The organism is Promicromonospora soli, assembly GCF_014653785.1.
Classification (GTDB): Bacteria; Actinomycetota; Actinomycetes; order Actinomycetales; family Cellulomonadaceae; genus Promicromonospora; species Promicromonospora soli.
The window spans coordinates 496,579-509,190 of the sequence record NZ_BNAS01000004.1 but is presented as its reverse complement, the minus strand read 5'-3'; the positions used below and the strand labels follow the sequence as shown (position 1 = coordinate 509,190).

The window sequence follows — 12,612 nt, the reverse complement described above, 5'->3', positions numbered from 1 at the left end:
CCGTCGGGCCAGGCCCTGGGCCGCCCGCGCCCGGACGGAGTCGACCATGACTACCTCTTCCAGCATCCCCACACCGCTCCTCGCGGCGCCCGAGCCCGGCGCCGCGGCGCCGCCCCGCCGTCGGCGCATCGCGGCGGCTCGCCGGAGCGAAGGCCGCTCGGGCCTCGCGATGGTGGCCCCGGCGCTGCTCCTGCTCGTGCTCTTCCTCGTGATCCCGGTGCTGCTTGCCTTCGGGCTCTCGTTCACCAACGCGCGCCTCATCTCGCCGAACCCGCCGAGGTTCGTCGGTCTGGACAACTTCGTGCGCGCGTTCACCGCGGACCCGGCGTTCCTGCGGTCGGCGATCAACACGTTCGTCTTCGCCGTGGTCATCGTGCCGGTGCAGGCGGGCCTCGGCCTCCTGCTCGCGGTCCTTGTGAACCAGAAGCTCCGAGGCGTGACCATGTTCCGGGTCATCTTCTTCGTCCCGGTCGTCACCTCGATAGTCGTGGTCTCGATCCTGTGGAAGTTCATGTACCAGAAGGACGGCCTGGTCAACTCGTTCATCGACACGATCACGTTCGGCGCGTGGCAAGGCACCGCCTGGCTGAACAACCCCAGCACGGCGCTCGGCGCGATCATCGTGCTGTCGATCTGGCAGGCGGTCGGCTTCCACATGCTCATCTGGCTGTCCGGCCTGCAGACGATCCCCGAGGAACTTTACGAGGCCGCCCGGATGGACGGGGCGACGCCGTGGCAGCAGTTCACCAACGTCACCTGGCCAGGCCTGCGCTCGACCATGGTCTTCGTGCTGGTGACCATCACCATCGCCGCGCTCGGCCTGTTCGTGCAGGTCGACGTCATGACGCAGGGCGGGCCGGTGAACTCGACGACGACCCTCGTCTACCACGCCGTGCGCAAGGGCTATCGGGAGATGGAGACGGGCTACGGGGCGACGATCTCGCTCATCTTCTTTGTGCTGGTGCTGATCGTCGCACTGGTCCAGCGGTTCCTCACGCGAGAAAAGGACTGAGCCATGGCCACAGCATCCCTCACGTCCCGGCCCGCTTCCCGGACCGCGGCCGACCCCGGCGAGCACGTCTTGCGCCGCCGTCGCAAGGTCTGGTCCTACGTCGCGATGAGCGCGCTCGCCGTCGTCTTCCTGTTCCCGCTCGTGTTCATGTTCGTGTCGTCCCTCAAACCGGACGCGCAGATCCTCGGGGACGTGGGCTCCCCGCGCGCGTTCCTGCCGGTCGGCGACATCAGCCTGGACAACTACTTCGGCGTGTTCGACCGGGTGCCGGTCGGGCAGTTCCTCGTCAACTCCGTGCTGGTGACGGTGCTGACGGTGGGGCTGGGCCTGGTCGTCAACTCGATGGCCGGGTTCGCGCTGTCGCGCATGCGCTGGAAGGGCCGCTCGGTCGTGCTGGCAATCGTCATCGCGACCCTCATCGTGCCCTTCGAGACGATCGCCGTCCCGATGGTGTACTGGGTCTCCAAGCTGCCGACCCTCGTCATGGAGGGCGGCATCCTGAAGTACGACTTCGGCTGGCTGAACAGCTACCACGTGCAGATCGTGCCGTTCATCGCGAACGCCTTCTCGATCTTCCTGTTCACGCAGTACTTCTCCACGATCCCGAAGTCGCTCGACGAGGCGGCCCGCATCGACGGCGCCGGCTGGTTCACGATCTACCGCCGGATCATCGTCCCGCTCGCCGGCCCGGCCTTCGCGACGGTGGCGATCCTGACGTTCCTGCCCGCGTGGAACCAGTACCTCTGGCCGCTGATGGTGGTCCAGCAGGAGGAGCTCCGCCCCGTGATGGTGGGCATGCAGTACTTCTTCCAGCTCAACACCGCCTGGGGCGAGGTCATGGCGTACACGTCGCTCATCACTCTGCCCGTCCTCATCGTCTTCCTGTCCTTCCAGCGGGCGTTCGTCTCGAGCGTCGCCGCGAGCGGGGTCAAGGGCTAGCAAGCCCGACCCGTCACACCTCCTGAAAGGCTCACATGTTTACTCTGCCCGACTCCTGGGTATGGGACTTCTGGTTCGCCGACGACGGCGAGCAGCACCACCTGTTCTTCCTCTACGCCTCGCGTGCGCTGCACGAGCCAGACGCGCGGCACTACCGCGCATCGATCGGGCACGCGGTCTCCGAGGACCTCGTGACGTGGACGCGTGTCGAGGACGCACTCGTCCGCTCCGATGTCGGTGGGTGGGACGACCTGGCCACATGGACTGGCTCCGTAGTGCGTCACCCCGACGGCACGTGGTTCCTGTTCTACACGGGCTCGACCCTGACGCCGGAGGGGAACGTGCAGCGCATCGGCTACGCGACGTCGTCGGACCTGATGACCTGGCACAAGGCCCCGGAGAACCCAGTGCTCGCCGCCGACGGCCGCTGGTACGAGACACTCGCAGACGGACAGTGGCACGACGAGGCGTTCCGCGACCCGTGGGTCTTCGCCGATCCGGGCGGGGACGGCTGGCACATGCTCATCACGGCGCGCGGCCGCACCGGTCCGGCGGACGACCGGGGCGTCGTCGGGCACGCGTGGTCGCCCGACCTGCGGACGTGGGAGCAGCGCCCGCCTGTCACGGAGCCCGGGCAGGGCTTCGGCCAGCTCGAGGTGACCCAGGTGGAAGAGGTCGACGGCATCCCGGTGCTGCTCTTCTCGTGCCTCGCGTCCGACATGTCTGCGGCCCGGAAGGTCGGCACGACCGGCGGCGTGTGGGCTGCGCCTGCCGTCTCCCTGCTCGGCCCCTACGACGTCGCCGCCGCGCAGCAGCTCACGGACTCCTCGCTCTACAGCGGCCGCCTGGTGCGCGACCACGCCGGGCAGTGGGTGCTGCTCGCGTTCCACCATGACGCGCCGGACGGGTCGTTCGTCGGCAGCGTCAGCGACCCGATGCCGGTGCGCTGGGCGGACGGTCGGCTCGTCGTCGACCGGGCTCGGGCACGCACGGGCAAGGACTGACCTACTTACACGCGGAGGAGAACCATGAGATCCGGACTGTCCACCATGTTGGCCACGGTCGCTGTGGCCGCCCTGACCGCAGTCGTCGGGGTATCGCCCGCGTCCTCCGTCGAGGACGTCACCGGCGACGGAGGAGTCCTGACGGAGGACTTCCGTCCGCAGTTCCACTACACGCCGGCCAAGAACTGGATGAACGACCCGAACGGGCTCGTCTACTACAAGGGCGAGTACCACCTCTTCTACCAGCACAACCCGGACGGCAACTCCTGGGGAAACATGTCCTGGGGGCACGCGGTGAGCACCGACCTCGTGCACTGGAAAGAGCTCCCGCTCGCTCTCTCGCACGACGACAAGGAGATGGTGTTCTCCGGCTCGGCGGTCATCGACTACGGCAACACCACGGGCTTCGGCTCCAAGGACGATCCGGCGATGGTCGCGATCTACACCAGCGCCCTGAAGGGCCGGCCAGGCCAGGACCAGTCGCTGGCCTACAGCCTGGACCGCGGCCGCACCTGGACCAAGTACGAGGGCAACCCTGTCCTCGACATCGCCAATGACGACTTCCGCGACCCGAAGGTGCAGTGGCACGAGCCCACCAAGAACTGGCTGATGACGGTCGTGAAGGCCAACGACCGGAAGGTCGCCTTCTACTCCTCCAAGGACCTCAAGACCTGGACCCACCTGAGCGACTTCGGGCCACAGGGCGCCGTCGGCGGCGTCTGGGAGTGCCCCGACCTGTTCCAGCTCCCGGTAGACGGCAACCCGCGCAAGCAGAAGTGGGTCCTGGTCGTCAGCCTCAACCCAGGGCACCTCTACGGCGGCTCGGGCACGCAGTACTTCGTCGGCGAGTTCGACGGCACGACGTTCACCCCCGACGACGACGGGTCCTATGAGCCACCTGCCGAGCTCGCCGTCGTCGAGGACTTCGAGAGCGAGACCTTCGAGAACTGGACAGCGACAGGCACAGCCTTCGGCACCGGTCCGGTCCCCGGGGCCGCGGCCGGCACCGATCAGGGTGGGGTGAGCGGCTACCGGGGTGAGCGGCTGGTCAACAGCTTCCATGGCTATGACGGGAGCACCGGCGCGCTGACGTCCCCGGCGTTCACCGTGGAGGAGGACTACCTGAACTTCCTCATCGGTGGGGGCAACCACCCGCACACGGCCGGCTCGGTGGTGGACCCACCCGTCCCGGTTCCGGCGACGATGATCGCCGACTTCGAGGGCGGCAGCTACGGCGATGGCTGGACCGCCACCGGTGAGGCGTTCGGCACCGCGCCTGCGACCGGCACCCTTCCCGGCCAGCAGGAGGTCACCGGCTTCGAGGGCGACGGCCTGGTCAACACGTTCGTCAACCAGGACGGCTCGGTGGGCACCCTGACGTCCTCCGAGTTCGAGATCACCAACGACTACATCAACTTCCTCATCGGTGGCGGCCACCACCCGATCTCGGGGGCCAACCCCACGGCGGTGAACCTCCTGGTCGACGGAGAGGTGCTGCGCACGGCGACCGGCAACGACGGCGAACGGCTCGCCTGGTCCTCGTGGGACGTCTCCGAGCTCCGCGGGCAGACCGCACAGCTCGAGGTGGTCGACCAGAACACCGGCGGCTGGGGACACCTCAACCTCGACTCGGTGATGCTCTCCGACACCCCGGCGCAGCCCGCTTCCAACGAGACCACGGTGAACCTGGTCGTGGACGGCGAGATCGTGGACAGCGAGACCGGAACCAACAGCGAGCGGCTGGACTGGGCCTCCTTCGACCTGCGCCGCTACCAGGGCCAGCAGGCCCAGGTGAAGGTGATCGACGCCAACAGCGGTGGCTGGGGCCACCTCCTGGCCGACCACTTCACCTTCTCGGACGCACCCGCGCGGTCAGTGGTGGAGCGTGCTGACTGGGTCGACTTCGGTGCGGACAACTACGCCGGGGTCTCCTGGGACAACGTCCCCACCGGTGAGCGGTACATGATCGGCTGGATGAGCAGCTGGCAGTACGCCGGCGGCACGCCGACCACCCCATGGCGCGGAGCCATGACCGTCCCTCACGAGCTGGCTCTGAAGACCATCGACGGCGAGGCGCGGCTCACCCAGCAGCCGGTCACGTCGCTGCGATCCCTTCGCGACGGCGAGGCGGTCGCGGCCCGAGACGTCACCATTCGTGAAGGGTCGATCCCCTTCGCGGACGGTCGAGCGGACGGCAAGGCGCTAGAGATCGACGCGACCTTCTCGCTGGCCGAGGCGGACCGGTTCGGCCTCAAGGTGGCCACCGGCCCAGGCCAGGAGACGGTGATCGGCTACGACGCCCTGACCCAGGAGCTGTACGTGGACCGCACCCGCTCGGGCGAGGTCGGGTTCAACCCCGGGTTCCCCGGCGTCCACCGGGCCCCGCTGCCTGCCCAGGACGGCAAGGTGCGGGTGAAGGTCCTGCTCGACTGGTCCTCGGTGGAGGTCTTCGGCGCCGACGGCGAGGTCGTTCTCACCGACCAGGTCTTCCCCGACCCGGGCAGCGACGGCGTCGAGCTGTTCGCCGAGGGAGGCACCGGCAGGCTCGAGGCGATCCGGGTCTGGCATCTGGCCTCGTACCGCCGCTGAGAGCGAGGTGGGCGGCGTCGGCCTCCGGTCGTGGTAGCCGATGCCGTCCCACAGCTCGCCCCTGGCCTCGGCTATGCGTTCGGTCGGGTGATGGTCCGCAGACGGCGCTGGAGGTACTGCTGCTCGGCGAGGTTGCGCGTCGCGCGCACGGCTCGGCGGTAGGCGTCGGCCGCCTCGATGCTCCGGCCCTGGCGCTCCAGCAGGTGCGCGCGGACCGCATCGAGCCGGGGGAGCCCGGGGTGCGCCCGCTCGAGCAGGTTCAGGGAGTCGAGCGCGGAGCCGTCGCCGTGCACCTGAGCCTCGGCGACTATCCGGTTCAGGGCGATCGTCGGGTTGCCGCGTCCAGTCACGATCTGCAGGACGTCGTAGAGCGCGAGGATCTCGGTCCAGTCCGTCGAACCGGTGTCGGGCGCCTCGGCGTGCAGGGCGGCGATGCAGGCCTGCAGCAGGTACGGGCCTGGCGCGGCGCCGGGCGCGGTGGCCTCGACCAGGGCGATCCCCTCGCGCGCGAGGAGCTGGTCCCAGCGCGTCCGGTCCTGCTCGTCCAGGGGGATCAGCGAGCCGTCGGCGGCCTGGCGCGCCGGCCCTCGCGACTCGGTGAGCAGCATGAGCGCCAGCAGGCCCGCCACCTCGGGATCGTCGGGCAGTGCCTGGTGCAGGAGCCGCGCGAGGTGGACGGCCTCGGCCGCGAGGTCCGTGTCGCGGGCCGGCGCGCCCGACGTCGTGTGATGGGCCTCGGTCTGCATCGCGTAGAGCACGTCGAGCACGGGACCGAGCCGCTCGGCCGCGTCCCTGGGCCGTGGCAGGTCTCCGCCGAGCTCGGCCAGACGCCGCTTGGCGCGCGTGATGCGCTGCGCGACCGTCGCCTCGGGGAGCTGGTGGACGTTCGCGATCTGCGCCGTCGTCAGCCCGGCCACGGCGCGCAGGGTGAGCGCGACCTGCGCCGGCCTGGGCAGTGCCGGATGGCAGCAGAGCTGCAGCAGGAGCAGGCTGTCGTCGGCGGGGGAGTGGCCGGCGTCCGCGCCGGCCAGGGGCTCGGTCAGCGGTTCGTTCAGGAGAGCATCACGGGCCTCCCGCTCCCGGCGTCGGCTGTCTGACCGGATGCGGTCCACGTACCGCCGTCGGGCAGCGGTGACGAGCCAGGCAAGGGGGTCCGACGGCGGATCGGCCGGCCACTGGCGGTACGCCGCGAGGAGCGCATCCTGGACCGCGTCCTCGCAGACGTCGAACTGGCCCGTGCCGTACGAGCGCACGAGCCGGGCGAGGACCTGCGGCGCCAGGTCGCGCAGCAGGTCCTCGCCCTCGGAGGGCACAGGTGTCACAGGTCCCCGAAGTCGCTGAACATCACCGGACGCACCTCCAGGGCCAGCCCGTCCACGGTGCTGTCCGGGATCATGCGGGCGAGCTCCAGTGCGCGGGCCTCGTCCTCGACGTCCAGCAGATAGAAGCCGCCGAGGTACTCCTTGGCCTCGGCGAACGGACCGTCGCTCGTCAGCGGGGTCCCGGCCACGGACCGCACTACTTTCGACTGGCTCGGGTCGGCCAGCGCCTGCGTGCCGATGAACTCACCGCGCTCCTTGGTGTGCGCCATGAACGCGGCGTGGCCCTCCTCGATCTGCTTGCCCTGCTCGGGCGTGAGCTGCTCGATGACGGTGGGGTCGACCTGCATCAGGATCAGGTACTTCATGGTTCCTCCTGGGTTCGGATCCGGCGGCGCTCTGCCGTCGTCGTACCTTGGTCGACACGGGCGCGCTGGATACGACAGCCGACCAGAAGAATCTTCGCCGGTCCTGTCGAGAACCGGCCACCCGTGACGACCAACGGGCATGAGACAACTCGTGAGAACCGCCCAGCCGCAAGATCCCGTCGCCCGCGCGTGGCGGGGGATGATCCTGCTCCTACTGCCGACCGCGGTCGTCGCCGTCGACATCAACGTCCTGTTCCTTGCGCTGCCCGAGCTCACGGTCGACCTGGACGTCGGCCCGGCAGAGCAGCTGTGGATCAGTGACGTCTACGGCCTCGTGGTGGGCGTGCTCGCCATCGTGGCGGGCGCGGTCGGCGACCGCGTCGGACGCCGCCGCCTGCTCCTCCTCGGGTCCGCCGGGTTCCTGCTGGCCTCCCTCCTGGCGGCGTTCGCGCCCAGCACCGAGGTCTTGATCCTGGCGCGGGTGCTGCAGGCCGTCGCGGGCGCGACCCTGATGCCGTCGACGCTCGCGCTCATCTCCGAGCTCTTCCCGGACGAGAAGCGGCGCGGCCAGGCCATCGGGGCGTGGGCAGCCACCCAGTTCGTGTTCGCCTCCTTCGGACCCGTGATCGGCGGCGTGATGCTGCACCAGTGGTGGTGGGGCTCGGTCTTCCTGATCGCCGTGCCAGTGGGCCTCGCGGTGCTGGTGCTCGGTCCGCGGTGGCTGCCCGAGCACGTCGACCCCGCCGCCGCCCAGCGCGTGGACGGGCTCGGAGCCGGGCTCCTCGTCGGGGCACTCGCCTGCGTGTTCGTGGTGATCAAGGCGGCGATCCCGGGTGCTGGCGCTCCCGGTGTGCTCGTGGTGGCGGCCGGCGTAGGCGCGCTGCTCGCGGGGGCCGGCTTCGTCCGGCGTCAGCTCACCGCCGAGGCACCGCTGATCGACCTGCGGGTTCTGGCGACCCCGGTCGTGGCCAGCACGATCGGCTCGCTCACCCTGGCCGCCGTGGTGCTGGCCGGCACCGGCTTCTGGGCCACCCAGTACCTCCAGTCCGACGCCGGGATGACGCCGCTGGCCGCCGCGATCGCGTTCGCCCCGATGGGGCTGGGCATCGCCGCCGGGACGCAGGTCGCGGGGCTCCTGAACCGCCGGATCCCGGCCGACGTCCTGATTCCCGGCGGGCTCCTGGTGTCTGCCGCCGGCGAGCTGCTGCTCACCCTGGCGAGCCGCGATCAGCCGCTCGTTCCCGTGATCGCCGCGTACACCGTCGCGGGGTTCGGGTGCGCGCCGCTCTTCATGTTCGGCACCCAGCGCCTCATGTCGGCCGCGCCGCCGGAAGCGGCCGCCCGCGCCGCGGCGCTCGCGGAGACGGGAAACCACCTGGGCTCGGCGATCGGCATCGCCTTGCTCGGGACCGTCGGGCTGCTCGCGGTACCCCACATGGAGACCGGGAGCGGCGCGCTCGTCGGGGCCCTCCACCTCGTCGGGCCGGCGGGCGCCGGTGTGCTGGTGCTGTGCGCCGTTCTGACGGTGGGTGGGACGGTTGCGGCGGGGCGCCGCGAGCGGGCGATGGCTACCCAGCGGGCATAGGCGGGCAGGTCGACCTCGGTGGCGAGGAAGCGATGAGTATCGCCGTGTCTTCCGGTCTGAACTCACAGACCGGATCGGCCCCACTCGAGGAGAGCATCATGACCGCTACCTACACGTTCGACGTCTTTACGAGCCTCGATGGCTTCGGTGCCGCCGGCGGCAACTGGACCGGCTACTGGGGCAAGCAGGGCCCCGAGCTCCTCGACCACCGCCTCGCCCTTTACGACCAGGAGCAGCGGATGGTCTTCGGGGCGAACACGTATCGGCTGTTCGCGCAGATGCTGGCCGAGAGCACCGAGGAGTCCGACGTGCGCGACCCGTGGGTCACCCGGATGAGGCACCTGCCTACAACGGTGGTGTCGAGCACGCTGGAAGGGCCGCTCGACTGGCCGGACGCGACCGTCGCGAGCGGGGACGCCGTCGACGTCGTCGCCCGGCTCAAGGAGGAGTCCGACGTGCCGTTGCGCTCGCACGGCAGCCTGTCGATGAACCGGGCGCTGATGGCCGCGGGCCTGGTCGACCGCGTCCAGGTGACGCTCTTCCCCGTGATCACCGGTCAGACCGGAGAGGACCCGATCTTCCAGGGTGCGGCCGACTTCGACCTCGAGCTGATCGAGCACCGGACGCTCGACGGTCGCACCCAGGAGCTCATCTACCGGCCCACGCTGCACGTCTGAGTCGGTCCAAGCTCGTCGACTCGCCCAGTCGCTGGGGACGCCCCGAAAACTGGTGTCCCCACTGGGCCCTTCGAGCAGCGATACTTAACTGGTGACTACGTCCAGTGAGACCCCTGCTGTTGCAGGCGCAGAGATCCCGCTCGAGCTGCTCTACAGGGTTCCTTACGGCAGGGTTCTGCACGGCAAGGACTGCCAGCACATTGCCGCGGATCGTCTGGCATCGCTCCAGCCCGCGACCGAGCTCGATCGCCAGAAGTTCAAGATCTGCAAGACCTGCGTCGACGCTCTCGCCGGTTCCGACCGCGACGACTTCGACTCCTTCGACGCCGCACTCGAGGCGCTCCCCATCGCGATGGCCCAGCGTGCGGCCATGCGGGAGATCGCCGAGGGGCTGGACAAGACCCGTATCTGGATCCCGTCGTCGCGCTCGTACGTCGCTGTCTCGCCCGGGCCAGGACATGAGGTGACGGCCTTCTTCAACAAGGGCTTCGTCGACGTCCAGCAGGCCGGCGGCGGGTACAAGCGCGTTCTGATGGCCGGGTTCTCGGGAACGCAGACGTCCTCGTTCGCGCACGCACCCGACGCGGCTCCGGCGAGCTGCCCGAGCTGCTACATGCAGCTGCCGGCGACGGGTCGCTGCGACAGCTGCGACTGAACGGGGCGAGGCGGGGCACTGCGACCGTTGGGCGAGTCGCGATGACAGAGCAGGGCGTGTCGCTCGGGTAGCTCTCGCCCGCGGGTGAGGCCCGACCCCCTTGATACGCTCCCGCGCGTGATCGTGACGGAGGTCGACGGGCTGCCGGTACGTCTCCGCGCGTCGCACGACCTGTCGTTCACGGCCCGCTGGGGCAGTGCGTTCGCCGTGCTCGACCAGCAGGACTCGGGCAACCTCTGCCTCGGTGTCGAGGGTCCGGCCGGCCGAGTGTTCGTCAAGTACGCGGGCGCGCCGACGGTGCGGTACGACGGCGCCGTCGAGACGGCGGTGGCGAACCTCCGTCGATCGGCTGAGGTCTATCGGGCGCTCGCCCACCCCTCACTCGTGGCGCTGCGCGAGGCCGTCGACGTCGGAGGCGGACACGCCCTCGTGTTCGACTGGACCGACGCGACGCCGGTCGGCAAGCAGTACGAACGGTCGCACGTCGTGCGGTCCCTCGCTCAGCCGGCTCGGGCCGACGCCGTGCAGCAGATCTACGACTTCCACGGGCACGCCGCGGCGCTCGGGTGGGTAGCGATCGACCTCTACGACGGCTCGGTGATGGTCGACGCCGCGACCGGGCGGATCGTCCTCTGCGACCTCGACTTCTATCGGCAAGGGCCGACGACCAACCGGATGGGCCGGATGTGGGGCTCGACCCGGTTCATGTCGCCCGAGGAGTACGAGCTGGGCGCGCCGATCGACGAGGTTACGAACGTCTTCGCGCTCGGGGCCCTCGCGCACACGTTCCTGGGCGACGACGCGACGAAGTCACGTGCGGCCTGGGCCGGCTCGGACGCGCAGTTCGCCGTCGCCGCGCGGGCGATGTGCGCCGAACGGGACGCACGCTGGACATCGGTCGCCGCGCTGGCAGAGGCGTGGCGGTCGGCGAGCGCACCCGCCGCCAGAACGACCTCATGAGCACGCCGATAGGCCCTGCCTGACCGCTCACCGCGATGTCCGAAATCCGCTCGCCGTCCCGGCCCCTCGGAGGTGAGGATCAGCGGGTGACATCCTCCCTGCGCTCCGGCGCCATCGGCTTCTGGTCGGACCTGCCGCGCGACGGCCGCTGGCTCCTGTCCACCGTGGTCGTGCAGTTCTTCGGCCGCGGCCTGACGCTCCCGTTCACGATCATCTACCTGCACGAGGTGCGCGGGTTCTCGCTCGGCCTGTCCGGGACGCTCATGGGGCTGATCGCGGTGATCGGCATGATCGTCACCGGCCCCGCCGGCGCCCTGGTCGACAGGTACGGTGCCCGGCGGGTCATGCTCACCGGCCTGGTCTGCGCAGTCGCCGGATACGCCGTGCTCGGCTTCGCCACGGTCCCGGCCGTGGCGGCGCTGGGGCTCGCGCTCTTCGGCGTGCAGCTCGGCGTCGGGTGGCCGTCGGTCAACGCGCTGGTCGCGACGGTCGTCGACGGCGACCTGCGGCAGCGGTACTACGGCGTGAACTTCGCGCTGCTCAACCTCGGCATCGGCGTGGGCGGCGTCGTCGGCGGGCTCGTGGTCGACGTCGAGCGGCCGGGCACGTTCGTCATGGCCTTCCTGGTCAACGCCGCGACGTTCGTCATCCCCGTCGTCGTGCTGCTGGGGCCGCTGCGGCACCTGCACGGACGCGTCGAGCGGCCGGACGACGCCGACGGCGCGCAGGACGGGTACCTGGCGATCCTCCGTCGGCCCGAGGTGCTCTGGCTCGCCGCGCTCGGTCTGCTCGCGGCTTTCGTGGGCTACGGGCAGATGGAGGGCGGCTTCCCCGCCTTCGCCCGGCAGGTGGCCGAGGTCTCGACCCGCGTGATCGGCTTCGCGTTCGTGGTCAACACGGTGGTGATCGTCGCGCTGCAGTTCTGGGTGATGAACCGCGTCCGCGGACGACGCCGCACGCGGGTGCTCGCACTCATGGCCGTCGTGTGGGCGGCGGCCTGGCTGCTGCTCGGCGTCACGGGACTGATGCCTGGCGGCATGACGGCCGTTGTCATCGTGCTGGCGTTCCACGGCGTGTTCGGGCTGGGGGAGACCCTGCTGCAGTCGGCCCTGCCGGCGCTGACCAACGACATGGCGCCCGCGCACCTGCGTGGCCGGTACAACGCGATCAGCTCTGGCGCGTTCCAGGCGGGCACCATCGCTGGCCCCGTCGCCGCGGGACTCCTGCTCGAGCAGGGGTGGGCGGGAGCCTTCATCGGCGTGGTGGTGGCCGGCTGCCTCGGCATCGCCGCGACGGCGGCTGTCGTCGCGCGGCGGGTGACCCCGGCGGTCGACGGCGTGGAGCGGGCGACGGCGGCGTCGTCGGCCTGAGGACCCCGCGCCTCAAAAGGCGGCCCGACCGCGCGCTGCCAAGGCGCGCCCACCTCCACGAATGCCGCTGCTCCACACACGGAGTGGCGGCATTCGTCCTGCCCTTGACAAGCAGGACTGAGTGGCCTCATTAT

Annotated in this window: 11 protein-coding genes; 9 read left to right on the top strand and 2 right to left on the bottom strand. The window is 70.1% G+C overall.

Going from position 1 to position 12,612, the window contains the following annotated elements:
• Positions 1 to 46 precede the first annotated feature (46 nt).
• The 4 genes from IE250_RS15430 to IE250_RS24950 are packed head-to-tail and all read left to right on the top strand — an operon-like array spanning position 47 to position 5,544.
• Entirely contained in the window at positions 47 to 1,012 is a 966-nt protein-coding gene (locus tag IE250_RS15430) for a carbohydrate ABC transporter permease (protein WP_189670146.1), read from the top strand.
• Between the two features lie 3 nt (positions 1,013 to 1,015).
• Positions 1,016 to 1,951, top strand: a complete 936-nt coding sequence (locus tag IE250_RS15425; protein ID WP_189670145.1) for a carbohydrate ABC transporter permease — start codon at positions 1,016 to 1,018, stop codon at positions 1,949 to 1,951.
• 35 nt (positions 1,952 to 1,986) lie between these two features.
• Entirely contained in the window at positions 1,987 to 2,955 is a 969-nt protein-coding gene (locus tag IE250_RS15420; protein ID WP_189670144.1) for a family 43 glycosylhydrolase, read from the top strand.
• Positions 2,956 to 2,979: 24 nt separating this feature from the next.
• Positions 2,980 to 5,544 carry a glycoside hydrolase family 32 protein gene (locus IE250_RS24950; protein WP_308434142.1) on the top strand — a complete coding sequence of 855 codons (2,565 nt, stop codon included), beginning with the start codon at positions 2,980 to 2,982 and terminating at the stop codon, positions 5,542 to 5,544.
• Positions 5,545 to 5,615: 71 nt separating this feature from the next.
• Here IE250_RS24950 and IE250_RS15410 read toward each other — a convergent pair whose 3' ends face one another.
• Positions 5,616 to 6,866, bottom strand: a complete 1,251-nt coding sequence (locus IE250_RS15410; protein WP_189670143.1) for an RNA polymerase sigma factor — start codon at positions 6,864 to 6,866, stop codon at positions 5,616 to 5,618.
• Positions 6,863 to 7,231, bottom strand: coding sequence for a YciI family protein (locus IE250_RS15405; protein ID WP_189670142.1), 369 nt, complete (start codon positions 7,229 to 7,231; stop codon positions 6,863 to 6,865). Before IE250_RS15405 ends, IE250_RS15410 begins: the two co-directional genes overlap by 4 nt.
• A gap of 151 nt (positions 7,232 to 7,382) precedes the next feature.
• On the opposite strand from IE250_RS15405, the gene IE250_RS15400 reads away from it, so the two are divergent.
• From IE250_RS15400 to IE250_RS15380, 5 genes are all read left to right on the top strand, one after another.
• Positions 7,383 to 8,816 carry an MFS transporter gene (locus IE250_RS15400; protein WP_189670141.1) on the top strand — a complete coding sequence of 478 codons (1,434 nt, stop codon included), beginning with the start codon at positions 7,383 to 7,385 and terminating at the stop codon, positions 8,814 to 8,816.
• Between the two features lie 98 nt (positions 8,817 to 8,914).
• A complete protein-coding gene (locus IE250_RS15395) occupies positions 8,915 to 9,493 on the top strand; it encodes a dihydrofolate reductase family protein (RefSeq protein ID WP_189670140.1) in 579 nt (192 codons plus the stop codon).
• Between the two features lie 91 nt (positions 9,494 to 9,584).
• Positions 9,585 to 10,148: a hypothetical protein gene (locus tag IE250_RS15390; RefSeq protein ID WP_189670139.1), complete on the top strand. Its 564-nt coding sequence runs from the start codon at positions 9,585 to 9,587 to the stop codon at positions 10,146 to 10,148.
• Between the two features lie 117 nt (positions 10,149 to 10,265).
• On the top strand, positions 10,266 to 11,108 hold the full coding sequence (locus IE250_RS15385; protein WP_189670138.1) for a serine/threonine-protein kinase: 843 nt from the start codon (positions 10,266 to 10,268) through the stop codon (positions 11,106 to 11,108).
• An 86-nt stretch (positions 11,109 to 11,194) separates the two neighbouring features.
• Positions 11,195 to 12,478, top strand: a complete 1,284-nt coding sequence (locus IE250_RS15380; protein WP_229872488.1) for an MFS transporter — start codon at positions 11,195 to 11,197, stop codon at positions 12,476 to 12,478.
• Positions 12,479 to 12,612: the final 134 nt, after the last annotated feature.

What these genes read in the sequence shown, in the direction of transcription:
- IE250_RS15420 (WP_189670144.1), top strand. Translation starts at nt 1,987, where the DNA reads ATGTTTACTCTGCCCGACTCCTGGGTATGGGACTTCTGGTTCGCCGAC.
- IE250_RS15425 (WP_189670145.1), top strand. Translation starts at nt 1,016, where the DNA reads ATGGCCACAGCATCCCTCACGTCCCGGCCCGCTTCCCGGACCGCGGCC.
- IE250_RS15430 (WP_189670146.1), top strand. Translation starts at nt 47, where the DNA reads ATGACTACCTCTTCCAGCATCCCCACACCGCTCCTCGCGGCGCCCGAG.
- IE250_RS15405 (WP_189670142.1), bottom strand. Translation starts at nt 7,231, where the DNA reads ATGAAGTACCTGATCCTGATGCAGGTCGACCCCACCGTCATCGAGCAG.
- IE250_RS24950 (WP_308434142.1), top strand. Translation starts at nt 2,980, where the DNA reads ATGAGATCCGGACTGTCCACCATGTTGGCCACGGTCGCTGTGGCCGCC.
- IE250_RS15395 (WP_189670140.1), top strand. Translation starts at nt 8,915, where the DNA reads ATGACCGCTACCTACACGTTCGACGTCTTTACGAGCCTCGATGGCTTC.